This window comes from Pseudomonas nitroreducens NBRC 12694 (assembly GCF_002091755.1).
Taxonomy (GTDB): domain Bacteria; phylum Pseudomonadota; class Gammaproteobacteria; order Pseudomonadales; family Pseudomonadaceae; genus Pseudomonas; species Pseudomonas nitroreducens.
This window is the reverse complement of record NZ_BDAI01000003.1, coordinates 208,241-232,728: the sequence shown is the minus strand read 5'-3', so window position 1 is coordinate 232,728 and position 24,488 is coordinate 208,241. Positions and strand designations below refer to the sequence as shown.

Genomic DNA, 24,488 nt, shown 5'->3' with positions numbered 1-24,488 from the left:
GAGCGCCCTCAGCGCTTGGCCGACAGCTGGTCCTGCTTCATCTTGCTGGTGTCCAGGTGCAGCAGGCCGAACGCTGTGCCATAGAAGATGTTGCCCTTGGTATCGACCTTGATCGGCGCGTACATGCCGTTGTAGATCGGATCGCTACCCTCGCGGATGGTCAGTACGGTCTTGCCGGTGTCCAGGTCCATGCCGATGTGATGGCGATCGTTCCAGGCGTTGTTGAAGTACCCATCGACAAGGGCCATGTGGCCTTCGCCGGAAATCATCGGCACCACGGAAATCGACGATACGTCGTTGCGTCCCCACAGCTGCTTCCACTCATGGGTCTGGCTGTTCCAGCGGAAGCTCGCTGCACCCAATGGTCCCGGGCGCGTCGCGCCGAGCAGGGTGCTGACGTAGTAGGGGCTCGGATCGAGGGTCTTCTCGTCGGCGCTGCGGATGTTGTTCACCACGAAGGCGTAGTCGCCGTAGACCGCCACCGACTGCTCTGACTGCACCGTGTCGGTACCGGGGATTTCCACCTTGCGCTGGTCGGCGATGCGCGGGCTGGCGGTGCCCGGCTTCTGCTTCCAGCCGGCGGGAATCTGGTCGCGCCAGAAGGCGACCATGCTCATGTTCTTCGCGCCGTCGGTGATCACCACCAGCTTGTCTTCATCGGGCCCGAAGCCCATCAGCGTCGGCGTGGCGCCGGTGCCATCGGCCAGCTTGGGCGCCGGCATGCGGATGCCGCGCTCGTACCCGGCCTTCCAGGCGCCGCTGGCTTCGTCGTCGTGGATCTTGCCATCCTTGTCCACCACCAGTCGGTACATGGTGGTGTTCGAGGCGACATAGATGGCGCCTCCGTTCGCTTCCGGGCCAGTGGCGAAACTGTTGAGGAAGAGCTCGTCATCGCCGGCGACGGTGTAGCTGTCGATCACCTCCAGCGTGTCGCGGTTGAGCGTGATGATCTTGCCGCCCAGGGTGTTGACCACGACGAAGCCGTTGTAGCTCATGCTCATGCCGAACAGCATGTCGCCGGGGAAGCGGGTACCGCGCTTGACCTTCTCGTTGTCGAACAGGCCTACCGGAATCGCGCTGACCTTGCCCAGCTTCATCGCCGAATCGGCCCGCTTGGGGTCGGCCTGGTCGATGCGGAATATCTGCCGGCCGTTGCAGCCGACGAAGGCATCTTCCCGGGTCAGCAGCGCATAGACAGAGCCGTTGAGCGCCTGGTCCGAGGCAGCGGTGAGCATGCGGTTCGGCTGCGCCTTCATGTAGTCGAGCAGGCCCTTCTCGTCCTTCGCATCGAGGAACTTCTGCACCGCCCTGGACTGCTCGACGCGCTGCTGGGCAGTAACGGGCGTGTAGTTGGGCAGCTTGACCGGAATATCGGCACGCGCCAGCTCGGTGAGCTTGCCGCCCTCCAGGCTGACCTTGCGCAACGCAAAGCCCGACCACCAGAAATACACCGGCTTGCCGTCCACGGTGTCGGAGAAGATCGGCAGGCCCACGCCTTCGCCGGGCAGGAACTGCACCGACTCGGGGGTAACGTCGTACGCACCGCGGGCCACCGGGAAGCCGACGCTGTCGGTGGCGCCATCGTTCCAGTGCGTCTGGTTGTTGTAGGACTGGGCGAGGTACGGATTCTGCGCGGGCCACGCCGGCTCGGCGGCGTGGGCCAGCCCGCCGCACAGGGCGAGCGCAACGGAAAACGGAAGCAGACGAAGGGAAGGCATGCAACGACGGGACATCGACGGACTCCTGCGAATGAGCGGCGCCATGGATCACTTCGGGAGAGCGAGCGCCGACGGACCGAATCACCGTACGGGTGCCGCAAACGGGTAGTGACCACCCGAATCAGGGAGCAGAACGGAAAACGACGCGTCCGGTCGCGCGGAGACATTCGTCCGTCAGACGGCTGCCTTCATAAGGCTCGCGAAGCAGCACGCCTCACACTGCCGGGAGCAATCCCGATGCAGCGCTTGAACGCCCGGCTGAACGCCGCTTCGGACTGGTAACCCAGGCGCTCGGCCAATTCCGCCACCGCGATCTCGCGCTCCTGCAGCCAGCTCAGCGCCACATGCATGCGCCAGCGGGTGACGTACTGCATGGGCGGCATGCCGACCCGCTCGGCAAAGCGTGCGGCAAAGGCGGAGCGCGACATGGCCGCCGCATCCGCCAGCGCCGGCAGGCTCCAGTCCCGCGCCGGCTCGCGGTGGATCAGGCTCAGTGCGCGGCCTAATTGGCGATCCTGCAGGGCGCCGAGCCAGCCGGACTGGGCGGCGGGGTCCTGCTCGATCCAGGCGCGAATGGCCTGGATCACCAGGATGTCAGCCAGGCGGGTGATCACCGTCTCGCCGCCGGGGCGCATGGCCCGAGCCTCGTTCTCCATCAACTGCAGGGTGCTCATCAGCCAGTCGCGCTGGCCGGGGTCACGCACCTGCGCTTCCAGCACGCGCGGCAGCAGGCGCACCAGCTGCAACGCAGCGGGGTGGTCGAAGCGCACCGCGCCACAGATCATCGCGGTCGGCTCGCCACCGCCGCCCTGGCGCAGCACTTCGTAGCGGTCACTGGCGTAGGCGCGTGTCAGGTCGAACAACCCCGCCGCAGGCTCACCCGGCGCGCTCACCAACCGGTGGCCCTCACCGTGGGGCACCAGCACCAGGTCGCCCGGCGCCAGACAACGTGGCTCATCTCCCTCGGCTTCCAGCCAGCATTCGCCGACGGTCAGCACATGGAACATCAGACACTGCGGCATCGCCGGCAGATCCAGCCCCCAGGGCGCAGTGAACTCCGAGCGGCAATAGAAGGTGCCGCTCATGCGCAGGAAATGCAGAGCCTCACCCAGGGGATCGGTGGAGGCCCAGGCGTCGGTGAGGTCCGGTATGGCGGTAGGAGCGTTCATGGCCCTGAGACTGCTACGGCAGTTGGACGGCGTCCAGCAGGTCTGGACGAATGAGCATGAAGCATCGATTTTCAGGCATTAACCGTCCAGAAATTCAGCGAGAGACTGAACCCAGGCCAACGATCCCACGGCGGGTGCCGCGGGACGGCCAAAGTGAGGACACTGCCATGATCACCGTAATGGGAGCCACCGGCCGCACCGGTTCGAGAATCTGCCAGAACCTGCTGGATGCCGGCGTGCCGGTTCTTGCCCTCGGCCGCAACGCCGAACGCCTGGAAGCACTGGCCGCCGCCGGGGCCCGGATTGCCGTGGGCGAGCCGCATGACGCCGCCTTCCTCACCAAGGCCTTCCACGGCGCCGACGCGGTCTACACCCTGCTCGCCTACGGGCCCGACACCGAGGACTACCGCCACCAGCAGGCCGCCCAGGGGGAAGCAATACTCCGGGCCATTCGCTCCAGCGCTGTGCGCCGGGTGGTCTTCCTCAGCAGCGTGGGTGCCGAGGTGGCTTCCGGTATCGGGCCGATCATCAGCATGCACGACCAGGAGCAGCGCCTGCGCCAGTTGCCCCGGCAAGTGAATGTACTGATGCTGCGCTCCGGCGCGCTGTTCGAGAACCTGTACGGCGCGCTGGAAATCGTCCGCGCCTACGACTGCTACAGCGACGCGGTGGCAGCGGATGTGCCAGTCCCGATGGTCGCCACGCAGGATGTCGCCGATGCCGCCAGCCATGCCCTGCTGGACCGCAGTTGGCAGGGGGTGCTGACCCGCGAAGTACTCGGCCAGCGCGATATCAGCTACGCCGAGGCGACCCGCCTGCTGGGGGCAGCCATCGGCCGTCCGGAGCTGCCCTACGTAGTGGTGTCGCCGCAGGAACTGAGCGGCGCCCTGCAGGAGGCCGGCTATTCCCCCAGCGTCGCCGCGTGCTACGCCGAACTGGGCGAGGCGATCAGCAGCGGACGGGTACGGGCGCAGGAAGCACGCTCGCCGGCCAATACGACGGCGACCCGCTTCGAGGACTTCGCCCAGGCCTGGGCCAAAGCTTACCGGGCCTTGCCCTGAGGCGATGCCTTCGGTCAGAGCAACATAATTTCCTACAAATATCTCGGAAGACCCTGATGAATTTGGCGCTGGTCCGCTGTCTAGAGTACTCGCCCATTTGCAAACGGCCGGACCACCGCCATGAACCACGCTCCCGACAGTCTCTGGGTCGATGTGCAGACCTGGTCTCCCTACCACCCGCAACGCATCCTTCACGGCCGCATCAGCCGCGAGGATTACCTGGCCCTGCGCAACGGTCGCGCGCCCTTGGAGGTACGCCTGGGCGACTGCCAGAGCCGTCACTGCCCGACCGGCCCGGTGCAGGACCTGTTCCTCAGCGGCTCGCACATCCTCAATGTCACCCCGGCCGAACGGGTGGCCTGAACGACGAGGGACAGTCGCACCGCTCAATCAGAAGAACCTGACAGAGGCAGCGCGGAGCGAACGCTATGGTTCGCCACCTCTTTTCACCTTCCTTCGAGCGCCGTGGCAATGAACGAACATCTCAAGGTCGAAGTCGTGGTTCGCGCGCACAACCGCGAATCCTCAGTGCTCCAGGGCTGGATCAGCCAAGGCGACTATATCGCCCTGTGTGATGGCCACGCCCCCACCGTGGTGCGGCTGAACGACTGCCAGTCCGCCTCGGGGCTGGTGCAGCATACGGAAGACCTGTTCCTGCGCAGCGCCTACATCCTGAGCATCGAGCTGCTCGAGCGTCTGCCGCGCTATCAGTCGGCCATGCCTCGATAGACGTAGGTCATCGGCCGCGGCCCCGGAAGGTAATCCTGGCTCAGTTCGCGTAGCTGGAAGCCGCCGGACTCGATCAGCGCCGGCATGTCGCGATCCAGGTGACAGCCTCCGGCCAGCGGCCTCCAGACCGGCGTCAACCGGTGCTGCCAGGCGCGGACACCGGCATCCGGCGCCAGGCCATGTTCGCAGAAGAGGAACTCGCCGCCGGGCTTGAGAACCCGGCGCATCTCCCGCAGTGCGGCCAGCGCATCGGGGATGCTGCACAGGGTGAACGTGCAGACGATGCTGTCGAAGCTGCCTGCGTCGGCGCGGATCTGCCCCAGTTCCAGCGCCACCATTTCCACCGGAATTTGAATCGCTTCGGCACGGCTGCCGGCGAGCTTCTGCATCTGCGCCGCGGGGTCGACGCCGACGATTGTCGACACTTTCGCCGGATCGTAGAACGACAGGTTCAGCCCGGTGCCCATGCCGATCTCCAGCACGCGGCCGCGGGCGCGGGGCACCAGCAGCGAGCGCTGCTTCATCACATCGCCCATGCCGCAGGCGAAATCGATCAAGCGGGGCAGAGCATGGCGGTCATACCAGGTTCGGATCATGTCGCGTCCTCAGGCTTGGCAGGCTCCAGGCCAGCAGGTTCAGCAAGGTCGCCAGCGACAGAGGCCAGGCACATACCACCGCCACTTCCATCACCAGCTCCGCCAGAGTGTAGGTACTCCAGCCGGCCACGCGGCTTTCATAAAGGCACAGGTCTACCCAGAACCAGCCCGCCAGGGACGCAAGGGACGACAATGACGCACGCCAGGTCGGGGCAATCCAGCGTGCCCAGGCCAGCACCGCGATGAGCGGCACCCAGACCAGCAGCAGCGGCAACATCTCGCCCGTCAGGCCGACATCGCGCATATCGGCCGGCAGGGTGTCCCGGTAGGAATTCAGCCCCCATGACGCCTGGCCCCAGCCCAGCAGCAGAAACCCAGTCATGCTGGCCGCTGCCCGGCCTGTTCGTCCTTTCAATATCACGTCCTTCTCCCTGATGCGCCAGGCGACATCCTCTCACGTCCGGCTGGGTTCGCGGCAGAGACAACCGCACGGCAAATATCAGCCTTCCACTAGACGATTGTCGACAATTCATCAGATCTCGATTGACCCATAGGGTTTACAGGGGTAGCTTTCGCCGCACACCCAGAAGATTGTCGACACCATGAGCGATAGCCTGATTCTGCCCACTCCCGCCAGCGACGACAGCGAGACCCTGTCGGAACACGTGTTCCGCAAGATCCAGTCGGCCATCGTCAAGGGCGAGATCGCCCCCGGCAGCAAGATTTCCGAGCCGGAACTGGCACGTACCTATGGCATCAGCCGTGGGCCGCTGCGGGAGGCGATCCACCGCCTGGAAGGTCAGAAGCTGCTGGTGCGCGTACCGCACGTCGGCGCGCGCGTGGTCTCGCTCAGCCATGAGGAGCTGCTGGAGCTCTACGAGATCCGCGAATCCCTCGAAGGCATGGCCTGCCGCCTGGCCGCCGAGCGCATGACCCCGGCCGAGATCGACGAACTGCGCCGGGTGCTCGACACCCACGAGCGCGACGAAGCCTTCCAGGCCGGCCGTGGCTACTACCAGCAGGAAGGCGACTACGACTTCCACTACCGGATCATCCAGGGCAGCGGCAACCGCACCCTCACCCGCATGCTCTGCGGCGAGCTGTACCAGCTGGTGCGCATGTACCGCTTGCAGTTCTCGGCGACGCCCAACCGCCCGCGCCAGGCCTTCGCCGAGCACCACCGGATTCTCGATGCCATCGCCGACCGTGACGGCGAACTGGCCGAGTTGCTGATGCGCCGTCACATCGGCGCGTCGAAACGCAATATGGAGCGCCATTACCTGGACGCCCACGCCAAGACAGCCAACGAACGAGGTGAACAATGAGCTACAAGACCGCCGGCCAACGTTTCCGCGAAGCCCTTGCCGAAGAAAAGCCGCTGCAGGTGATCGGCGCGATCAACGCCAACCACGCGCTGCTGGCCAAGCGCGCCGGCTTCAAGGCCATCTACCTCTCCGGTGGCGGCGTGGCGGCGGGTTCCCTCGGCCTGCCGGACCTGGGCATCAACACCCTAGATGACGTACTCACCGACGTGCGCCGTATCACCGACGTCTGCGACCTGCCACTGCTGGTGGACATCGACACCGGCTTCGGCCCCAGCGCCTTCAACATCGAGCGCACCGTGAAGAGCCTGATCAAGGCCGGCGCCGCCGCCGCCCACATCGAGGACCAGGTCGGCGCCAAACGCTGCGGTCACCGTCCAGGCAAGGAAATCGTCTCCACCCAGGAGATGGTCGACCGCGTGAAGTCGGCCGCCAATGCCAAGACCGACCCGAACTTCTTCCTGATCGCCCGCACCGACGCCATCCAGGCCGAAGGCGTGGACGCCGCCATCGAGCGCTGCCAGCGCTACGTCGAGGCCGGCGCCGATGCGATCTTCGCCGAAGCCGCCTACGACCTGCCGACCTACAAGCGCTTCGTCGATGCGCTGAACGTGCCGATCCTGGCCAACATCACCGAGTTCGGCGCCACCCCGCTGTTCACCCGCGACGAGCTGGCCTCGGTCGGCGTGGCCATCCAGCTGTATCCGCTGTCCGCCTTCCGCGCCGCCAACAAGGCCGCTGAAGCCGTGTACACCGCGATCCGCCAGGAAGGCCACCAGCAGAATGTGATCGAGCTGATGCAGACCCGCGCCGAGCTGTACGACCGCATCGGCTACCACGCCTTCGAGCAGAAGCTCGATGCGTTGTTCGCCGCTGGCAAGAAGTGATCTGAGGCAAAAACGGCGGATAACGCTAGGCGTTATTCGCCCTACGCCCCGGCCTGAAACACCGTAGGGCGCATAACGCCACAGGCGTTATCCGCCGACCAGATTCGAACCGAAATCCCGGCCCGCGCCGGGGGACAAGAACAAGCAACCGGATTTGATGAGGAGACACGCGATGAGCGCTACCGCAGAAACCACCACCGGCTTCAAGCCGAAGAAGTCCGTGGCCCTGAGTGGCACCGCCGCTGGTAACACCGCCCTGTGCACCGTCGGCCGTACCGGCAACGACCTGCATTACCGTGGCTATGACGTACTGGACTTCGCCAACCGCTGCGACTTCGAGGAAATCGCCCACCTGCTGGTCCACGGCAAGCTGCCCAACGTCGCCGAACTGGCCGGCTACAAGGCCAAGCTCAAAGCCCTGCGCGGCTTGCCGGCCGGCGTGAAAGCCGCCCTGGAAACCCTGCCGCCGTCGGCCCACCCGATGGACGTGATGCGCACCGCCGTGTCCGTGCTCGGCTGCCTGTCGCCGGAGAAGGACGACCACAACCACCCCGGCGCCCGTGACATCGCCGACAAGCTGATGGCTTCGCTCGGTTCCGCGCTGCTCTACTGGTACCACTTCAGCCACAACGGCAAGCGTATCGAGGTCGAGACCGACGACGACTCCATCGGCGGCCACTTCCTGCACCTGCTGCACGGGCAGAAACCACGCGAGTCCTGGGTGCGCGCCATGCACACCTCGCTGAACCTGTACGCCGAGCACGAGTTCAACGCCTCCACCTTCACCTCCCGGGTGATCGCCGGCACCGGCTCGGACATCTACTCCTGCATCGCCGGCGCCATCGGCGCGCTGCGCGGCCCGAAACACGGCGGCGCCAACGAGGTGGCCTTCGAGATCCAGAAGCGCTACGACAACCCGGACGAAGCCGAGGCGGACATCCGTGCCCGCGTCGAGCGCAAGGAAGTGGTGATCGGCTTCGGCCACCCGGTCTATACCGTGTCCGACCCGCGCAACAAGGTGATCAAGGAAGTCGCCCACCAGCTGTCGAACGAGCAGTCCAACACCAAGATGTACGACATCGCCGAGCGCCTGGAAACCATCATGTGGGACATCAAGAAGATGTTCCCCAACCTCGATTGGTTCAGCGCCGTGAGCTACCACATGATGGGCGTGCCCACCGCGATGTTCACCCCGCTGTTCGTCATCGCCCGCACCGCCGGCTGGTCCGCCCACGTCATCGAGCAACGCATCGACGGCAAGATCATCCGCCCGAGCGCCAACTACACAGGCCCTGAAGACCTGAAGTTCGTGCCGCTCAAGGACCGCAAATAACCATGACTACTACCGTGAACAGCCAATACCGCAAGCGCCTGCCCGGCACCGCGCTGGATTACTTCGACGCCCGCGAGGCAGTCGAGGCGATCCAGGCCGGCGCCTGGGACAAACTCCCCTACACCTCCCGCGTACTGGCCGAACAACTGGTGCGCCGCTGCGACCCACAGGACCTGACGGCTTCGCTGGAGCAGCTGGTCTACCGCAAGCGCGACCTCGACTTCCCCTGGTACCCGGCGCGCGTGGTCTGCCACGACATCCTCGGCCAGACCGCGCTGGTCGACCTCGCCGGCCTGCGTGACGCCATCGCCGAGCAAGGCGGCGACCCGTCCAAGGTCAACCCGGTGGTGCCGACCCAGCTGATCGTCGACCACTCGCTGGCCGTGGAAGCCGCCGGCTTCGACCCGGACGCGTTCGAGAAGAACCGCGCCATCGAGGACCGCCGCAACGAGGATCGCTTCCACTTCATCGACTGGACCAAGACCGCGTTCAAGAACGTCGACGTGATCCCGGCCGGCAACGGCATCATGCACCAGATCAACCTGGAGAAAATGAGCCCGGTGATCCAGGCACGCGGCGGCATCGCGTTCCCTGACACCTGCGTCGGCACCGACTCGCACACCCCGCATGTGGACGCCCTGGGCGTGATCGCCATCGGCGTCGGCGGCCTCGAAGCCGAGACCGTGATGCTCGGCCACCCGTCGATGATGCGCCTGCCCGACATCGTCGGTGTGAAGCTGACCGGCAAGCGCAAGCCGGGCATCACCGCCACCGATATCGTCCTGGCGATCACCGAGTTCCTGCGCAAGGAACGCGTGGTCGGCGCCTACGTCGAGTTCTTCGGCGAGGGGGCGGACAGCCTGTCCATCGGCGACCGCGCGACCATCTCCAACATGTGCCCGGAATACGGCGCCACCGCCTCGATGTTCTACATCGACGGCCAGACCATCGACTACCTCAAGCTCACCGGCCGCGAGCCCGAGCAGGTGGAATTGGTGGAGAACTACGCGAAGACCCTCGGCCTGTGGAGCACCGCGCTGGAAACCGCCGAGTACGAGCGCGTGCTGGAGTTCGACCTGGGCAGCGTGGTACGCAACATGGCCGGCCCGTCCAACCCGCACCGCCGCCTGCCGACCTCGGCACTGGCCGAGCGCGGCATCGCCGACGAAGCCAAGCTTGCGTCCGGCCGCGTCGAGGAAGCCGAAGGTCTGATGCCCGATGGCGCGGTGATCATCGCCGCCATCACCAGTTGCACCAACACCTCCAACCCGCGCAACGTCATCGCCGCCGGCCTGGTGGCGAAGAAGGCCAACGCGCTGGGCATGGTCCGCAAGCCGTGGGTGAAGACGTCGTTCGCGCCCGGCTCGAAAGTCGCCAAGCTGTACTTGGAAGAAGCCGGCCTGCTGCCGGAACTGGAGAAGCTCGGCTTCGGCATCGTCGCCTATGCCTGCACCACCTGCAACGGCATGTCCGGCGCGCTGGACCCGGCGATCCAGAAAGAGATCATCGACCGCGACCTGTACGCCACCGCCGTGCTTTCGGGCAACCGCAACTTCGACGGCCGTATCCACCCCTACGCCAAGCAAGCCTTCCTCGCCTCGCCGCCGCTGGTGGTCGCCTACGCCATCGCCGGCACCGTGCGCTTCGACATCGAGCAGGACCCACTGGGTACCGACAAGAACGGCAACCCAGTCACCCTGAAGGACCTCTGGCCGTCCGACGAAGAGATCGACGCCATCGTCGCCGCCAGCGTCAAGCCCGAGCAGTTCAAGCAGGTCTACATCCCGATGTTCGACCTGGGCAGCGTGCAGGAAGCCGAGAGCCCGCTGTACGACTGGCGCCCGATGTCCACCTACATCCGCCGCCCGCCGTACTGGGAAGGCGCACTGGCCGGCGAGCGCACGCTCAAGGGCATGCGTCCGCTGGCGATCCTGCCGGACAACATCACCACCGATCACCTGTCGCCGTCCAACGCCATCCTGGCGGACTCGGCCGCCGGTGAGTACCTGGCAAAAATGGGCCTGCCGGAGGAGGACTTCAACTCCTACGCCACCCACCGCGGCGACCACCTGACCGCCCAGCGCGCCACCTTCGCCAACCCGCAGCTGGTCAACGAAATGGCCGTGGTCAACGGTGAAGTGAAGAAAGGTTCGCTGGCCCGCGTAGAGCCCGAAGGCAAGGTGATGCGCATGTGGGAAGCCATCGAAACCTACATGAACCGCAAGCAGAACCTGATCATCGTGGCCGGCGCCGACTACGGCCAGGGCTCGTCCCGCGACTGGGCGGCCAAAGGCGTGCGCCTGGCGGGCGTGGAAGTGATAGTCGCCGAAGGCTTCGAGCGCATCCACCGCACCAACCTGGTGGGCATGGGCGTACTGCCGGTGGAGTTCAAGCCGGGCACCACGCGGCTGACCCTGGGCCTGGACGGCACCGAGACCTACGACATCAGGGGCGAGGTCTCGCCGCGCTGCGACCTGACCCTGGTGGTCAATCGCCGCAATGGTGACGTGGTCGAAGTCCCGGTCACCTGCCGCCTGGACACCGCCGCCGAAGTGAAGGTGTACAACGCCGGCGGCGTGCTACAGCGCTTCGCCAAGGACTTCCTGGAAGGCGCGGTAGCGTGATGTAACAGCCAGCCCGCCTCACGGCGGGTCGGCACTAATCCTGTAGGAGCGAGCTTGCTCGCGAACCAACCCCACTGCGGGGCTGTTCGCGAGCAAGCTCGCTCCTACAACAAATTTCAGGACCCGACCCATGCCCCACGTACCCCAAGTGAAGATCCCCGCCACCTACATCCGCGGCGGCACCAGCAAGGGCGTGTTCTTCCGCCTGCAGGACCTGCCCGAGCGTTGCCAGGTGCCCGGCGCGGCCCGCGACCAGCTGTTCATGCGCGTGATCGGCAGCCCCGATCCCTACAGCGCACACATCGACGGCATGGGCGGCGCGACCTCCAGCACCAGCAAGTGCGTGATCCTGTCGAAAAGCACCCAGCCCGACCACGACGTCGACTACCTCTACGGGCAAATCTCCATCGACAAGGCCTTCGTCGACTGGAGCGGCAACTGCGGCAACCTCTCCACCGCCGCCGGATCCTTCGCCATCCACGCCGGCCTGGTCGATCCGACGCGCATCCCGGACAACGGCACCTGCGTGGTGCGCATCTGGCAGGCGAACATCCAGAAGACCATCATCGCCCACGTGCCGATCACCAACGGCCAGGTCCAGGAAACCGGTGACTTCGAACTGGACGGCGTGACCTTCCCCGCCGCCGAGATCATGCTGGAGTTCCTCGACCCGTCCGACGATGGCGACGAAGGCGGCTCAATGTTCCCCACCGGCAACCTGGTGGACGACCTGGAGGTCCCCGGCATCGGCACCTTCAAGGCGACCATGATCACCGCCGGCATCCCGACCATCTTCGTCAACGCCCAGGACATCGGCTACACCGGTGCCGAGCTGCGCGAAGCGATCAATGGCGACCCCGAGCAACTGGCGCGCTTCGAGAAATTCCGCATCGCCGGCGCCCTGCGCATGGGCCTGATCAAGACCGCCGAAGAAGCCGCCACCCGCCAGCACACGCCGAAGATTGCCTTCGTCGCGCCAGCCAAGGACTACGTCACCTCCAGCGGCAAGCAAGTGCAGGCCGGCGACATCGACCTGCTGGTCCGCGCGCTGTCCATGGGCAAGCTGCACCACGCCATGATGGGCACCGCCGCCGTGGCCATCGGCACTGCCGCCGCCATCCCCGGCACCCTGGTGAACCTCGCCGCCGGCGGTGGCGAACGCAGCGCCGTGCGCTTCGGCCACCCCTCCGGCACCCTGCGCGTGGGCGCCGAGGCGAAGCAGGTGAACGGCGAGTGGACCGTGACCAAGGCCATCATGAGCCGCAGCTCGCGCATCCTCATGGAAGGCTGGGTGCGGGTGCCGGGGGATTCGTTCTGATCCTTCGCCAGACCCGTGAATACACAAGGTCCGCACATGCGGGCTTTGTCGTTTCAGGTCGCGTCGGAGCGGATTCATCCGCGATGGTTTTGCGCGGCAGCGGGGCAGATCGCGGACGGAGTCCGCCCCCACGCAAGCCACACCGAAAGGCAATCCCGGTAGGAGCGAGCTTGCTCGCGAACAGAGTTAACCGGCGGTGACGGCGCTGGGCGGGTTCGCGAGCAAGGGCTAGGCGCCCTCCTCGATCCTACAAAAGCTGCTGGGTCAGGCGACGAAATCGCCCTGGAGTTGTTCCAGCAATACCTGGATCCGCGCCAGGCGCACGGTGGGATCGCTCATCTCCAGCAGCACCTGCTTCTGGTCTCGCTCGAAGGGCAGCAGATAGGCGAGCTGGCAGGCCAGTTCCTGCTGGCCATTGACCTCGCCCCCCATCTCCAGCGCCGACACCATGGGGTGCATGGACAGCGCTTCGAGCAGCGCGGCGAGATCGTCGTGTTCCTTGGTCAGCGGCTGGTTCGGCTGCTCGTCCAGCCACTCCACCTCAGCCACCGTCAGCTGGTCCGTCTGCACGTTGGCGGAGAGCACGCGGAAGCGCCGCCCCCCCTCAACACGGATGCCCAGCAAGCCGTTGGACTGCTGCTTCCAGTCCTTGATATGCGCTTCGCAGCCGACCAGGCTGTAGCGCTCCGGTGCATCGCCGACTTCCTCGCCCTCGACGATGGCCACCACGCCGAATCCGCCGTTCTGCTTCATGCAGCGGCCGATCATGTCCAGGTAGCGCGCCTCGAAGATCTGCAGGTCGAGGCGGCAGCCGGGGAACAGCACGGTATTGAGGGGGAAGAGCGGAAAACTCATGGGTACTCCCATTTTCGATCAGAGCCTGTTTACGATCGTGCGAGCTAGAGCCGTAGTAGGCGGCAAGCGCCTGAAGAGCGGAGTTTACTGCTGTAAATGAGCATCTGAGGGCGTTTGCCAACGCCCTACAGCCGACGCGCAGCAGATCGTCAACAGGCTCTCAGGCGATCAGCGCTACCGCCAACGGTAGCAGCACAGCGGTGGCCACGCCCATCAGGCTCATCGCCAGGGCGGCGAAGGCGCCGCATTCCTCGCCCTCCTGCAAGGCGCGGGAGGTGCCCACGGCATGGGCGGTCATGCCCAGCGCCATGCCTTGCGCAGCCGGATGGTGGACGCCGAAGCGGCGCAGCAGTTCCGGGCCGAGGATGGCGCCGAGCACGCCGGTAATCAGCACGAACACCGCCGCCAGCGCCGCCACGCCGCCGATCTGGCTGGCCACCAGCATGGCGATGGGCGAAGTCACCGACTTGGGCGCCAGGCTCATCAGCAATTCGTGGTCGACGCCGAACAGCCAGCCCAGGCCGATGCCCAGCGCGGTGGCGAACAGGCCGCCGACCAGCAGGGTAATCAGCGTCGGCCAGAACAGTTGGCGGATGCGCTTGAGGTTGAGGAACAGCGGCACGGCGAGGGCGACGGTCGCGGGGCCGAGGAGGATGGTCAGCACCTTGGCACTGTTGCTGTACTCGCTGTAGTCGATGCCGCACGCCAGCAGCACCGCGATAACGATCAGCATCGACACCAGCACCGGCTGCAGGAATACCCAGCGTGTACGCTCATAGGCGGCCAGCGCCAACTGATAAGCGCCCAGGGTGACGCCAACGCAGAACAGCGGATGGTGGATAACGGAGTCCACCGCGCCTTGCCAGTCGAACATCAGGCGTTCTCCTTCTGCTTGCGCTGGCGGTCGATGAGCTTCTGCATCAGCCAGCCGGCGAACACGAAGGACACCAGCAGCGACAACGCCAGTGCGCCGGCGATCGCCCAGAAGTCCGCGGCGATCTGCTTCGCGTAGGCCATAACACCGACCGCCGCCGGCACCAGCAACAGCGGCAGGTAGCGCAGCAGCGAGGCAGCCGCCTCGTTGACCGGCTTGCTCACCTCGCCGTTCCACACCAGGAAGGCGAACAGCAGCACCAGCCCAATGATCGGGCCGGGGATCATGTGCAGGATGAGAGCATTCAGGCCCGTGCCGAGCAGTTGGAACAGCACCAGCCAGGTCAGGCCGCGTAGCAACATCAGAAAGATCTCCAGCGCAATATGCCGACATTATGCCCGCCCAGCGCCCGCTATGGCGCGGCATTCGCCCAAAGCATGAATGCTTGACCGCTCCTGGGCGCCATGCTGATCTACAGGCGGATTTCACGTAGGCCGTACTAGAAGAACAACGCATTCCCCGGAGGAAACATGGCATTCGTACCCGTAAGCGCACTGAAGGACTACATCGGCAAGGACCTGGGCCATTCGCAGTGGATCACCATCGATCAACAGCGCATCAACCAGTTCGCCGAGTGCACCGAGGACCACCAGTTCATCCACGTCGACCCGGAAAAGGCGAAGAAGACGCCCTTCGGCGGCACCATCGCCCATGGCTTCCTGTCGCTGTCGCTGATCCCGAAACTCTGCGAGGGCCTGCTGGTCCTGCCGGAAAACCCAAAGATGGTGGTCAACTACGGCCTGGACAGCGTGCGTTTCATCCAGCCGGTACCGGTGGATTCGCGCGTGCGCCTGCAGGTGACCATCACCGACATCACCGAGAAGAACCCCGGCCAGTGGTTGATCAAGGCGCGCTGCACCCTGGAGATCGAAGGCCTGCCCAAGCCGGCCTACATCGCCGAATCCCTGAGCCTGTGCTTCGTCTGACGGCCCGCTCGCAGCGATGAGAAAAAAGCCCGCGACCGCGGGCTTTTTTGCGTCACACTGCCAGTGCGCCCCTCCGCCGATTCGAGCCTCCCGATGCCACGCCACCTACTTCCCCTGAGCCTCGTCCTGTTCCTCGCTGCCTGCGGCGAGGGCGAACCACTGACGCCACCGGACGCCCGCCTGCCCGACGGCGCGCGCTACCGCGGCGAGCTGGTGAACGGTCAACTGCAGGGGCCGGGGCGGCTCGATTACAGCAACGGCGCCTGGTACGAGGGCGGCTTCGACAAGGGCCTGCAGAGCGGCCAGGGCAAATGGAACGACGGCAACGGTACAAGCTACGAAGGTGAGTTCCGCAACGGAATATTCGAAGGGCGCGGCCGCCTGCAATATGCCGACGGCAGCGTCTACGAAGGCCAGTTCAAGCGCGGCGAGTTCGACGGCGAAGGCCGCCTTGCGCAGGGCGGCACTACCTACAGCGGCGGTTTCCGCAAGGGTCGCTACGAAGGCCTGGGCAGCCTCGAACAGCCCGACGGCACCCGCCACCAGGGTGCCTTCGCCAAGGGCGAGGCCAACGGCGAAGGCGCCCGTCGGGACAGCCTGGGCAACCAGTACAGCGGCACCTTCAGGAACGGCGTGCTGGAGGGTAAGGGCATCTTCCGCGACGAGGCGGGCGACCAGTACAGCGGCGAGTTCCGCAACGACCAGTTCGAGGGGACCGGGCGCTTCCAGAATGCCGACGGCGATGTCTGGTTCGGCCGCTTCAAGGCTGGCGCGCTGAGCGGGCCGGGCGAGTTCATCGGCACCGACGGCAGCCGCTACCAGGGCGAGTTCCGCTTCTGGCGCTTCGACGGCAAGGGCACGCTGACGCGCTCCGATGGCCAGGTCTACAGCGGCGGCTTCGCCCGCGGCGAATACTCGGGCGAAGGCACCCTCACCCGCAGCGACGGCAGTCTGCAGAAAGGCGTCTGGAATGCCGGGCAACTGCGCCAGGATGCCACCGGCAAGCGGCTGCCCAATCCACTGGAAGTCGGCTTGCTGGAACAGGGCGCGTTGCTGGAGAAGGAACTGGCCGCCCTCCCGCCATCCACTCCGGCGATCGAACTCTATGGCGTCAGCCTCGGCGGCGACGGCAAGCAGAGCGTGTTCCTGCGCGAGGCCGACTACGTCGCCAACCTGCTCGGCGAACGCTTCGGCGCGCGCGGCGTGGTGCGCCTGGTGAACCATCGCGACCACCTTGCCGACCGCCCCATGGCCACCCGAGAAACCCTGGCCCGCACCCTGCGCACCATCGCCGAACGCAGCGGCCCGGAAGACCTGGTGTTCATCTACCTGACCAGCCATGGCTCCCATGACCACCAGCTGGTGCTGGACATGCCGGGGCTCAAGCTCGACGACCTGCCGGCCAGCGAACTGGCCAGCCTGCTCGCCCCGCTCAAGGACCGCGACAAGGTGCTGGTGATTTCCGCCTGCTACAGCGGTGGCTTCATCCCCGCGCTCAAGGACGACAAGACCCTGATCATGACCGCCGCACGCAGCGACCGGGTGTCCTTCGGCTGCTCCGAGGAGGCCGACTTCACCTACTTCGGCGACGCGCTCTTTGCCAAGGCCCTCCGGCAGACCGACGACCTCAAGCAAGCCTTCACGCTGGCCAGCGCTACCGTGGCCAAGCGCGAGAAGGAGGAAGAGTTCGAACCATCGGAGCCGCAACTCTGGGCGCCGAAGGCGGTCATTACTCGCTGGCAGGCCCTGCGCGCGCAGCAGTCGCACGGAGAGCTGGCGCTCGGCAATACCGATGCGCAGGCAAAACGACAGGGTGGCAACTAAGCTGGAAAGTGTGTCAGAGGGGAAACACAGATGTACTCGAAACCGACGAATATCCTGCTAGCGGGCGCCACCGGCCTGACCGGTGAACATCTGCTCGACCGCATGCTCAACGAGCCCACGGTCAAGCGCGTCATCGCTCCGGCCCGAAGGAAGCTGGCGGAGCACCCACGCCTGGAAAACCCCATCGGCCCGCTGGCCGAGCTCATCCCGCACCTGGTCCAGCCGGTGGACACGGTGTTCTGCTGCCTGGGCACCACGCTCAAGGAAGCCGGCTCCGAGGAGGCCTTCCGCAGTGTCGACTTCGACCTGCCGCTGGCCCTGGGCGAGCGTGGCCTGGCACTCGGCGCGCGGCACTATATCGTGGTCAGCGCACTGGGCGCGGACAGCAAGTCGTCGATCTTCTACAGCCGGGTCAAGGGCGAGTTGGAGGATGCCCTGCGCCAGCAAGGCTGGCCGCAGCTGACCATCGCACGGCCATCGCTGCTACTGGGTCAGCGTGAGGAAATCCGCCTCGCCGAACTGCTCGCCGCGCCCTTCTCGCGCATCCTGCCGGGCAAGCTGCACGGCATCGAAGCCATCGCCCTGGCCCGCGCGCTCTGGCGCCTGGCGCTGGAAACCGGCAAGGGTAGCCGCGTCGTCGAATCGGACGAGTTGCGCAAGCTGGGCAAGTGACCTTCCTGGCCGGTAGGGCAATGGTCTTCTTCTGGAAAAACGATGCCCAGGCCTTCCCCTCACCCCAACCCTCTCCCAATGGGAGAGGGAGCAGTCCTCCGCGACAAGTAACGGCCACAGTTCTCCTGATGTTTCAGGGAGCGATGCGCTGCCCGGACAGCACCGATCAGTCCCCTCTCCCTTTGGGAGAGGGTTAGGGTGAGGGCCGGCCACCGCACCAAACCCCGTTCGCGAGCAAGCTCGCTCCTACAGGATCGGGCTCAGTTCCCGCCCCACACCTGCAGGCCAACCCCCAGTTCCGCGGCGATCGACAGAGGCAGCAGCAAGGTGTCGAGCAGCGCGCTGCCGGGCAGGTCGAGGCCGGGATAGGCCGGCGCGTCGGTGCCGAAATGATCCTTCGGGCAGCAGCCGCCATTCAGCGAATACCAGTCCAGCCGGGTGCCGGCGTAGATCAGCGGATCGCCGGGGCGGCTGTCGTTGAGGGTCTTCACGGTGGCGCAACCGCCCAATTGCAACAGCAGCAGGGTGGCGAGGAGCTTATTCGTCACTGACAAGATGGTGTTCGCCCCAGCGCGGCAGCATGTCCTGGGGGATGCCCAGTTGATTGAGGATGCGCGCGACGACGAAGTCGATCAGGTCGTCCACCGTCTGCGGCTGGTGATAGAAGCCCGGAGCGGCCGGCAGGATCACCGCGCCCATATTGGACAGCTTGAGCATGTTCTCCAGGTGGATGCTGGAGAACGGTGCCTCACGCGGCACCAGGATCAGTTGGCGGCGCTCCTTCAGTGCCACGTCGGCGGCGCGTTCGATCAGGTTGTTGCAGGCGCCGGTGGCGATGGCCGAGAGCGTCCCCGTCGAGCAGGGCACCACCACCATCGCGCTGGGCGCGCCGGAGCCGGAAGCCACCGGGGCCATCCAGTCTTCCTTGCCGTACACGCGGATCTGCCCAGGGGCGGCGCCGGTGTACTCGCTGAGAAAGGCCTGCATCGCCTGCGGCTTGCTCGGCAGGGTCACGTCGGTCTCGGTGGCCACCACCAGTTGCGCGGCCTTGGAGATGAGGAAGTGCACCTCGCGGTCTTCCTGCACCAGGCAGTCGAGCAGTCGCAGGCCGTACTGGGCACCGGAGGCACCGGTCATGGCGAGGGTGACGCGTTCGGCTCCCCCCATGCTCAGCCCTCCAGCGCCTGGGCCAGCTTGCCGTGCAGGCCGCCGAAACCGCCGTTGCTCATGACCACCACCTGGGTGCCCGGCGTGGCGATGGCCTTCACACCCTCGATGATGGCCTCCAGCGAATCGCACACTTGGGTGGGCACGGTGGAGCCGGCCACGGTGGCGGCCAGGTCCCAGCCGAGGTTCGGCGGGGCGTACCAGAACACGTTGTCGGCCTGCACCACGGACTCCGGCAGGCCGTCGCGGTGGGCGCCGAGCTTCATGGAGTTGGAGCGCGGCTCGACCACGGCAATGACCTTGGCATCACCGACGCGCTTGCGCAGGCCATCGAGGGTGGTGGCGATGGCAGTCGGGTGGTGGGCGAAGTCGTCGTAGATAGTCACGCCGTTGACCTCGGCGACCTTCTCCATGCGCCGCTTGACGCTCTTGAAGGCCGACAGCGCAGCACAGCCCAGCTCCGGCACCACACCGACATGACGGGCCGCCGCGAGGCAGGCCAGCGCGTTGGCGACGTTGTGCTGGCCGGTCAGTTCCCAGTCCACGGTGCCCTGGGGTTTGCCGTCGAACAGGACTTCGAAGTGCGAGCCGTCTTCGCTGAGCAGGCGCGCCTGCCACTGGCCGCCTTCGCCGGTGGTCTGCACCGGCGTCCAGCAACCCATGTCGATCACCCGCTTGAGCGCGGTTTCGGAGGTGGGGTGGATGACCAGGCCTTCACCGGGAATGGTCCGCACCAGGTGGTGGAACTGCCGCTCGATGGCGGCGAGGTCAGGGAAGATGTCCGCGTGGTCGAATTCCAGGTTGTTCAGGATCGCCGTGCGCGGGTGGTAGTGGACGAACTTCGAGCGCTTGTCGAAGAAGGCGCTGTCGTACTCGTCGGCCTCGACCACGAAGAACGGCGTGCCGCCCAGGCGCGCGGAGACGCCGAAGTTCTGCGGCACACCGCCGATCAGGAAGCCCGGGCTCATGCCCGCATGTTCCAGCACCCAGGCCAGCATGCTGCTGGTGGTGGTCTTGCCGTGAGTGCCGGCGGCGGCCAGGACCCAGCGGCCCTGCAGCACGTGGTCGGCCAGCCACTGCGGGCCGGAGACGTAGGGCAGGCCCTTGTTCAGCACGTATTCTACGGCGGGGTTGCCGCGCGACAGCGCGTTGCCGACCACCACCAGGTCCGGAGCCGGCTCCAGGTGCGCGGGGTCGTAGCCCTGCATCAGCTCGATGCCCTGGGCTTGCAGCTGGGTGCTCATGGGCGGGTAGACGTTGGCGTCGGAACCGGTCACGCGGTGGCCCAGCTCCTTGGCCAGGACGGCCAGCGAGCCCATGAAGGTGCCGCAGATGCCGAGGATGTGGATATGCATGCAGACTCCTGCAATCAAGCCTTTCCAGGCGCTTCGAATGGGCGGCAGAGTAGCACAGCGCGCCCCCGCGCGGCCCGCCGCCGGGGCATCAGACGACGAGGTGGGGAGGCGGTTCCCGGTGAGCAGCGAAAGCCGTCACAGGCGAGGACCGCAGGATGGGTGGAGCGAAGCGATACCCATGCTGTTTCGGCCGCGCTGCCTTGATGGGTATCGCTGCGCTTAACGCCATCCTACGAAAGAGTTCTCCGGTTCAGGCCGTGGCGATTGAGCTTGCGGTACAGCGTGTTACGGCTGATGCCCAACTGCTGCGCGGCGCGGCTGACGTGCCAGCGCTGCGCTTCCAGCACTGCCAGCAGTGCGTCGCGCTCGGCGGCGCCGAGGGTGTCGCCGCCCTCCTCGCTCACCGGTACCACAACAGGAACGGGAGCCGAAGTACGTCGCAGGTCCGCCGGCAAGTCGGTCATATGGATGCGTCCGCCCTCGCACAGCGCACAGAGCGTGCGCAGCACGTTGCGCAGCTGGCGCACGTTGCCCGGCCAGGGGAAATCGAGCAGGTGCCGGCGCACGTCGTCGTCCAGTCGCACCGAGCGGCCCTTGCTCTCCTCGGCCAGCAGGTGATCGAGCAACGCACCACGGTCTTCGCGCTCGCGCAGCGGCGGCAATGCGACGACCAAACCATTGAGGCGATAGTAGAGGTCTTCACGGAACTGCCCGGCGGCCACCAGCGCTTCCAGGTCACGGTGGCTGGCGCTGATCAGGCGGATGTCGACGTCCAGCGGCTCGCCGCCGATGGGCACTACCTGGCGCTCCTCCAGCACGCGCAGCAGGCGCGTCTGCAACGCCAGCGGCATGTCACCGATCTCGTCGAGGAACAGCGTGCCGCCGTCGGCCTGCTGCAACTTGCCGCGCATGCCTTCCTTGCGCGCGCCGGTGAAGCTGCCGCCGCGGTAGCCGAACAGCTCGCTCTCGATCAGGGTCTCGGGGATCGCCGCGCAGTTCAGCGCGACGAAAGCCTTGCCGGCACGTTCGCCACCCAGGTGCACGGCGCGGGCGAAAGCTTCCTTGCCGGTGCCGGTCTCGCCCTGCAGTAACAGCGGCACGTCGTGGGCGTAGACCTTCAGCGCCCGGCGGAAATCATGGGCCAGTTGCGGATCGTCGATGCACAGCCCTTTCGCCAGCGGCGCACGCGGCAGCACCGGCGCGGCGGCGATGGGGCGCCGGCCGCGCAGCAGCGCATAGAGAGTGCGCCCGGCGTGGGTGCGCAACGGCCAACTGGCATTGGGCTGCGGGTCGGCGCGGCTGAACAGGTCGTCCAGCCGGCAATCGAAGAACTGTTCCAGCGAGCGGCCGACCAGGCTGTCCCGGCGGCTGCCGAGCAGGTTGATCGCGCTCTGGTTCGCCGCGCGGATTCGCCCGTCAGCGCCGAAAGCCAGCAGGCCTTCGCTGAACAGGCCGAGGCCGTCCGGCTGCAGGTGGAAGCGCAGCAGCCACTGGTCCTCGAAATGCCGCAGGAAGTAGCAGCTCTCGATGGCCTTGGCCGACAGGTTGACCAGCGCCATGGTGTGGAACTGGCTCTGCCGCGACACGTCGCGGCGCGCGGAGGAAACGTCGAGCACCGCCAGCAGCTCGCCCTGCGGGTCGAACACCGGGCTGGCCGAGCAGGTCAGCCCGGTGTGGCGGCTGCGGAAATGTTCGTCCTGGTGAATGGTCAGCGCCTGACGCTCCACCAGGCAGGTCCCGATACCGTTGGTGCCCTCGCGCGCTTCGCTCCAGTCGGCGCCGAGCCACAGCCCGGCCTGCTCGAACGTGCGGCGCTCGGCGGCTTCGCTCACGCAATTGAGAATGACGCCACGGGAATCGGTGAGCAGCACCGCATGGCCGGCGCCGGAGAGCTGCTGGTGCAGGCTGTTCATCTCGCCGCTGGCGATTTCCAGCACCTGGCGATGGTGCTCGCGGACTTCGAGCATGCGCGCATGTTCCAGCACCGTCGGCGCCATGGGTTGCGCCGGGTCGAGGTGGTACTGCTCCAGGCAGCGCATCCAGGAGCGGGCGATGGACGGGTCCGCACCGGGCGCTCCGGCGCGGGCCTTGCCCTCGGCCACGGTCATGACCTGGCGGGCGTGGCGGCTCAAATCGTTGGCGCGCATTCTTGTTGTTCTCCGCTTGGGGGACGGGGAGGCAGCCCCGGATTCCAGCGACTGTTTGTCAGACAATTCGGCGGAACGCAGAACAGCATCCCCCACGCGTCAAACCAATGCAACGCCTGTCCGACCGTCAGGTCACTACTGTCACGAATACGGGACAAAGTGTCACCCAGCCGTGTGCCAGGGGCGTTACAGGGCGATTTCCGGCGCCCGGCTCGATTCGCCGCAACCCAAGCGGCGCGGGGCTTTCACTGGCATGGCCCGGCCCTTGCTCTACGCTTGATCAACGTCCTCCCCAACAAGCACAAGACCCAGGAGATCCGACCATGCGTTATGCCCATCCCGGTAGCGAAGGCGCCATCGTTTCGTTCAAGGCGCGCTACGGCAACTACATCGGCGGCGAATTCGTCCCGCCGGTGAAGGGTCAGTACTTCACCAACACCTCGCCGGTGAATGGCCAGCCCATCGCCGAATTCCCCCGCTCCACCGCCGAGGATATCGACAAGGCGCTGGACGCCGCCCATGCCGCCGCCGACGCCTGGGGTCGCACCTCGGTGCAGGACCGCTCGCTGGTGCTGCTGAAGATCGCCGACCGCATCGAACAGAACCTGGAACTGCTGGCTGTCACCGAGACCTGGGACAACGGCAAGCCGGTGCGCGAAACCCTCAACGCCGACATCCCGCTGGCTGCGGACCACTTCCGCTACTTCGCCGGCTGCATCCGCGCGCAGGAAGGCGGCGCCGCCGAGATCAACGACAGCACCGTCGCGTACCACATCCATGAACCGCTGGGCGTGGTCGGGCAGATCATCCCGTGGAACTTCCCGCTGCTGATGGCCGCGTGGAAGCTCGCCCCGGCGCTGGCCGCCGGCAACTGCATCGTGCTCAAGCCGGCCGAGCAGACCCCGCTGGGCATCTGCGTGCTGATGGAGTTGATCGGCGACCTGCTGCCCAAGGGCGTGCTCAACGTCGTCCAGGGCTTCGGCAAGGAGGCTGGTGAAGCGCTGGCCACCAGCAAGCGCATCGCCAAGATCGCCTTCACCGGCTCGACCCCGGTGGGCTCGCACATCCTCAAGTGCGCCGCCGAGAACATCATTCCGTCCACCGTGGAGTTGGGCGGCAAGAGCCCGAACATCTACTTCGAAGACATCATGCAGGCCGAGCCGACCTTCATCGAGAAGGCTGCCGAGGGCCTGGTGCTGGCCTTCTTCAACCAGGGCGAGGTGTGCACCTGCCCGTCCCGCGCACTGGTGCAGGAATCCATCTACCCGCAGTTCATGGACGTGGTGATGAAGAAAGTGAAGGCGATCAAGCGCGGCGACCCGCTGGACACCGACACCATGGTCGGCGCCCAGGCCTCGCAGCAGCAGTACGAGAAGATTCTCTCCTACCTCGACATCGCCCAGCAGGAAGGCGCGCAGATCCTGGTCGGCGGCTCGGTCGAGAAGCTCGATGGCAACCTGTCCACCGGCTATTACATCCAGCCGACGCTGCTCAAGGGCAGCAACAAGATGCGCGTGTTCCAGGAAGAAATCTTCGGGCCGGTGGTGGGCGTCACCACCTTCAAGGACGAAGCCGAAGCACTGGCCATCGCCAACGACACCGAGTACGGCCTCGGTGCCGGCGTCTGGACCCGCGACATCAACCGCGCCTACCGCATGGGTCGTGGCATCAAGGCTGGCCGCGTATGGACCAACTGCTACCACCTGTACCCGGCGCACGCCGCCTTCGGTGGCTACAAGAAATCCGGCGTGGGCCGCGAGACCCACAAGATGATGCTCGACCACTACCAGCAGACCAAGAACCTGCTGGTCAGCTACGACATCAACCCGCTGGGCTTCTTCTGATTGCGCG

At 66.1% G+C, this 24,488-nt stretch carries 23 protein-coding genes; 12 read left to right on the top strand and 11 right to left on the bottom strand.

All coding sequences use genetic code 11. From position 1 onward, the window contains the following. Window positions 1-8: 8 nt before the first annotated feature. Together PNI01S_RS10230 and PNI01S_RS10225 are read right to left on the bottom strand one after the other, a co-directional pair. Window positions 9-1,733, bottom strand: a complete 1,725-nt coding sequence (locus PNI01S_RS10230) for a hypothetical protein (RefSeq protein ID WP_218191853.1) — start codon at window positions 1,731-1,733, stop codon at window positions 9-11. Between the two features lie 173 nt (window positions 1,734-1,906). After that, complete coding sequence (locus PNI01S_RS10225) at window positions 1,907-2,887, bottom strand: AraC family transcriptional regulator (RefSeq protein ID WP_084358132.1); 981 nt, start codon at window positions 2,885-2,887, stop codon at window positions 1,907-1,909. A gap of 167 nt (window positions 2,888-3,054) precedes the next feature. Here PNI01S_RS10225 and PNI01S_RS10220 point away from each other — a divergent pair, with 167 nt between their 5' ends. The 3 genes from PNI01S_RS10220 to PNI01S_RS10210 all read left to right on the top strand — a co-directional run bounded on the left by PNI01S_RS10220 (window position 3,055) and on the right by PNI01S_RS10210 (window position 4,677). Further along, window positions 3,055-3,948 (top strand): NmrA family NAD(P)-binding protein, encoded by an 894-nt coding sequence (locus PNI01S_RS10220; RefSeq protein ID WP_084358130.1) that lies wholly within the window; start codon window positions 3,055-3,057, stop codon window positions 3,946-3,948. Window positions 3,949-4,068: 120 nt separating this feature from the next. Further along, window positions 4,069-4,311, top strand: a complete 243-nt coding sequence (locus PNI01S_RS10215) for a hypothetical protein (RefSeq protein WP_024763016.1) — start codon at window positions 4,069-4,071, stop codon at window positions 4,309-4,311. 108 nt (window positions 4,312-4,419) lie between these two features. After that, window positions 4,420-4,677 carry a hypothetical protein gene (locus tag PNI01S_RS10210; RefSeq protein ID WP_084358128.1) on the top strand — a complete coding sequence of 86 codons (258 nt, stop codon included), beginning with the start codon at window positions 4,420-4,422 and terminating at the stop codon, window positions 4,675-4,677. Here PNI01S_RS10210 and PNI01S_RS10205 read toward each other — a convergent pair. After that, window positions 4,656-5,273: a class I SAM-dependent methyltransferase gene (locus PNI01S_RS10205; protein WP_024763014.1), complete on the bottom strand. Its 618-nt coding sequence runs from the start codon at window positions 5,271-5,273 to the stop codon at window positions 4,656-4,658. The genes PNI01S_RS10210 and PNI01S_RS10205 overlap by 22 nt on opposite strands. Continuing rightward, complete coding sequence (locus PNI01S_RS10200; protein WP_084358126.1) at window positions 5,254-5,655, bottom strand: hypothetical protein; 402 nt, start codon at window positions 5,653-5,655, stop codon at window positions 5,254-5,256. The genes PNI01S_RS10205 and PNI01S_RS10200 overlap by 20 nt, the downstream gene beginning before the upstream one ends. Window positions 5,656-5,875: 220 nt before the next feature. On the opposite strand from PNI01S_RS10200, the gene PNI01S_RS10195 reads away from it, so the two are divergent. The 5 genes from PNI01S_RS10195 (at window position 5,876) to prpF (ending at window position 12,757) form a co-directional block, all read left to right on the top strand. Continuing rightward, the gene (locus tag PNI01S_RS10195; protein ID WP_024763012.1) at window positions 5,876-6,598 is read left to right on the top strand and encodes a GntR family transcriptional regulator; all 723 of its coding nucleotides are present in this window, start codon (window positions 5,876-5,878) and stop codon (window positions 6,596-6,598) included. Beyond that, complete coding sequence (gene prpB, locus PNI01S_RS10190) at window positions 6,595-7,482, top strand: methylisocitrate lyase (RefSeq protein WP_024763011.1); 888 nt, start codon at window positions 6,595-6,597, stop codon at window positions 7,480-7,482. The genes PNI01S_RS10195 and prpB overlap by 4 nt, the downstream gene beginning before the upstream one ends. A 172-nt stretch (window positions 7,483-7,654) precedes the next feature. Continuing rightward, window positions 7,655-8,815, top strand: a complete 1,161-nt coding sequence (prpC, locus tag PNI01S_RS10185; RefSeq protein ID WP_024763010.1) for a bifunctional 2-methylcitrate synthase/citrate synthase — start codon at window positions 7,655-7,657, stop codon at window positions 8,813-8,815. Window positions 8,816-8,829: 14 nt separating this feature from the next. Then, entirely contained in the window at window positions 8,830-11,439 is a 2,610-nt protein-coding gene (gene acnD, locus PNI01S_RS10180; protein ID WP_167632561.1) for a Fe/S-dependent 2-methylisocitrate dehydratase AcnD, read from the top strand. Between the two features lie 130 nt (window positions 11,440-11,569). Next, window positions 11,570-12,757, top strand: coding sequence for a 2-methylaconitate cis-trans isomerase PrpF (gene prpF / locus PNI01S_RS10175; protein WP_065084473.1), 1,188 nt, complete (start codon window positions 11,570-11,572; stop codon window positions 12,755-12,757). A 264-nt stretch (window positions 12,758-13,021) separates the two neighbouring features. Here the strand turns inward: prpF and PNI01S_RS10170 are convergent, their stop codons facing one another. The 3 genes from PNI01S_RS10170 to PNI01S_RS10160 form a co-directional block, all read right to left on the bottom strand. Then, on the bottom strand, window positions 13,022-13,612 hold the full coding sequence (locus PNI01S_RS10170) for an LON peptidase substrate-binding domain-containing protein (RefSeq protein WP_037017820.1): 591 nt from the start codon (window positions 13,610-13,612) through the stop codon (window positions 13,022-13,024). A gap of 160 nt (window positions 13,613-13,772) precedes the next feature. Beyond that, window positions 13,773-14,486, bottom strand: a complete 714-nt coding sequence (locus PNI01S_RS10165; protein WP_081754013.1) for an LrgB family protein — start codon at window positions 14,484-14,486, stop codon at window positions 13,773-13,775. Next, window positions 14,486-14,848, bottom strand: a complete 363-nt coding sequence (locus PNI01S_RS10160; protein ID WP_024764691.1) for a CidA/LrgA family protein — start codon at window positions 14,846-14,848, stop codon at window positions 14,486-14,488. Before PNI01S_RS10160 ends, PNI01S_RS10165 begins: the two co-directional genes overlap by 1 nt. 168 nt (window positions 14,849-15,016) lie before the next feature. On the opposite strand from PNI01S_RS10160, the gene PNI01S_RS10155 reads away from it, so the two are divergent. From PNI01S_RS10155 to PNI01S_RS10145, 3 genes are all read left to right on the top strand, one after another. Further along, window positions 15,017-15,472 carry a MaoC family dehydratase gene (locus tag PNI01S_RS10155; protein ID WP_017521697.1) on the top strand — a complete coding sequence of 152 codons (456 nt, stop codon included), beginning with the start codon at window positions 15,017-15,019 and terminating at the stop codon, window positions 15,470-15,472. Window positions 15,473-15,565: 93 nt separating this feature from the next. Continuing rightward, window positions 15,566-17,296 carry a C13 family peptidase gene (locus tag PNI01S_RS10150; RefSeq protein ID WP_084358122.1) on the top strand — a complete coding sequence of 577 codons (1,731 nt, stop codon included), beginning with the start codon at window positions 15,566-15,568 and terminating at the stop codon, window positions 17,294-17,296. A 30-nt stretch (window positions 17,297-17,326) separates the two neighbouring features. Then, the gene (locus PNI01S_RS10145; protein WP_024764689.1) at window positions 17,327-17,968 is read left to right on the top strand and encodes an oxidoreductase; all 642 of its coding nucleotides are present in this window, start codon (window positions 17,327-17,329) and stop codon (window positions 17,966-17,968) included. A gap of 260 nt (window positions 17,969-18,228) precedes the next feature. On the opposite strand, the gene PNI01S_RS10140 is transcribed toward PNI01S_RS10145, so the two are convergent. From PNI01S_RS10140 to PNI01S_RS10125, 4 genes are all read right to left on the bottom strand, one after another. Further along, window positions 18,229-18,516, bottom strand: coding sequence for a YceK/YidQ family lipoprotein (locus PNI01S_RS10140; protein WP_089285819.1), 288 nt, complete (start codon window positions 18,514-18,516; stop codon window positions 18,229-18,231). Continuing rightward, on the bottom strand, window positions 18,506-19,135 hold the full coding sequence (gene ubiX, locus PNI01S_RS10135) for a flavin prenyltransferase UbiX (RefSeq protein WP_084358119.1): 630 nt from the start codon (window positions 19,133-19,135) through the stop codon (window positions 18,506-18,508). Before ubiX ends, PNI01S_RS10140 begins: the two co-directional genes overlap by 11 nt. Window positions 19,136-19,137: 2 nt before the next feature. After that, entirely contained in the window at window positions 19,138-20,490 is a 1,353-nt protein-coding gene (mpl, locus tag PNI01S_RS10130) for a UDP-N-acetylmuramate:L-alanyl-gamma-D-glutamyl-meso-diaminopimelate ligase (protein WP_084358117.1), read from the bottom strand. A gap of 230 nt (window positions 20,491-20,720) precedes the next feature. Continuing rightward, on the bottom strand, window positions 20,721-22,637 hold the full coding sequence (locus PNI01S_RS10125) for a sigma-54-dependent Fis family transcriptional regulator (RefSeq protein ID WP_084358115.1): 1,917 nt from the start codon (window positions 22,635-22,637) through the stop codon (window positions 20,721-20,723). A gap of 323 nt (window positions 22,638-22,960) precedes the next feature. On the opposite strand from PNI01S_RS10125, the gene exaC reads away from it, so the two are divergent. Continuing rightward, window positions 22,961-24,481: an acetaldehyde dehydrogenase ExaC gene (exaC, locus tag PNI01S_RS10120; RefSeq protein ID WP_084358113.1), complete on the top strand. Its 1,521-nt coding sequence runs from the start codon at window positions 22,961-22,963 to the stop codon at window positions 24,479-24,481. Window positions 24,482-24,488 lie beyond the last annotated feature (7 nt).

Bases quoted from the DNA above. Each gene is read 5' to 3' on its own strand.
- PNI01S_RS10230 (WP_218191853.1), bottom strand. From the start codon at position 1,733: ATGTCCCGTCGTTGCATGCCTTCCCTTCGTCTGCTTCCGTTTTCCGTT.
- PNI01S_RS10225 (WP_084358132.1), bottom strand. From the start codon at position 2,887: ATGAACGCTCCTACCGCCATACCGGACCTCACCGACGCCTGGGCCTCC.
- PNI01S_RS10220 (WP_084358130.1), top strand. From the start codon at position 3,055: ATGATCACCGTAATGGGAGCCACCGGCCGCACCGGTTCGAGAATCTGC.
- PNI01S_RS10215 (WP_024763016.1), top strand. From the start codon at position 4,069: ATGAACCACGCTCCCGACAGTCTCTGGGTCGATGTGCAGACCTGGTCT.
- PNI01S_RS10210 (WP_084358128.1), top strand. From the start codon at position 4,420: ATGAACGAACATCTCAAGGTCGAAGTCGTGGTTCGCGCGCACAACCGC.
- PNI01S_RS10205 (WP_024763014.1), bottom strand. From the start codon at position 5,273: ATGATCCGAACCTGGTATGACCGCCATGCTCTGCCCCGCTTGATCGAT.
- PNI01S_RS10200 (WP_084358126.1), bottom strand. From the start codon at position 5,655: ATGACTGGGTTTCTGCTGCTGGGCTGGGGCCAGGCGTCATGGGGGCTG.
- PNI01S_RS10195 (WP_024763012.1), top strand. From the start codon at position 5,876: ATGAGCGATAGCCTGATTCTGCCCACTCCCGCCAGCGACGACAGCGAG.
- prpB (WP_024763011.1), top strand. From the start codon at position 6,595: ATGAGCTACAAGACCGCCGGCCAACGTTTCCGCGAAGCCCTTGCCGAA.
- prpC (WP_024763010.1), top strand. From the start codon at position 7,655: ATGAGCGCTACCGCAGAAACCACCACCGGCTTCAAGCCGAAGAAGTCC.
- prpF (WP_065084473.1), top strand. From the start codon at position 11,570: ATGCCCCACGTACCCCAAGTGAAGATCCCCGCCACCTACATCCGCGGC.
- PNI01S_RS10170 (WP_037017820.1), bottom strand. From the start codon at position 13,612: ATGAGTTTTCCGCTCTTCCCCCTCAATACCGTGCTGTTCCCCGGCTGC.
- PNI01S_RS10165 (WP_081754013.1), bottom strand. From the start codon at position 14,486: ATGTTCGACTGGCAAGGCGCGGTGGACTCCGTTATCCACCATCCGCTG.
- PNI01S_RS10160 (WP_024764691.1), bottom strand. From the start codon at position 14,848: ATGTTGCTACGCGGCCTGACCTGGCTGGTGCTGTTCCAACTGCTCGGC.
- PNI01S_RS10155 (WP_017521697.1), top strand. From the start codon at position 15,017: ATGGCATTCGTACCCGTAAGCGCACTGAAGGACTACATCGGCAAGGAC.
- PNI01S_RS10150 (WP_084358122.1), top strand. From the start codon at position 15,566: ATGCCACGCCACCTACTTCCCCTGAGCCTCGTCCTGTTCCTCGCTGCC.
- PNI01S_RS10145 (WP_024764689.1), top strand. From the start codon at position 17,327: ATGTACTCGAAACCGACGAATATCCTGCTAGCGGGCGCCACCGGCCTG.
- ubiX (WP_084358119.1), bottom strand. From the start codon at position 19,135: ATGGGGGGAGCCGAACGCGTCACCCTCGCCATGACCGGTGCCTCCGGT.
- mpl (WP_084358117.1), bottom strand. From the start codon at position 20,490: ATGCATATCCACATCCTCGGCATCTGCGGCACCTTCATGGGCTCGCTG.
- PNI01S_RS10125 (WP_084358115.1), bottom strand. From the start codon at position 22,637: ATGCGCGCCAACGATTTGAGCCGCCACGCCCGCCAGGTCATGACCGTG.
- exaC (WP_084358113.1), top strand. From the start codon at position 22,961: ATGCGTTATGCCCATCCCGGTAGCGAAGGCGCCATCGTTTCGTTCAAG.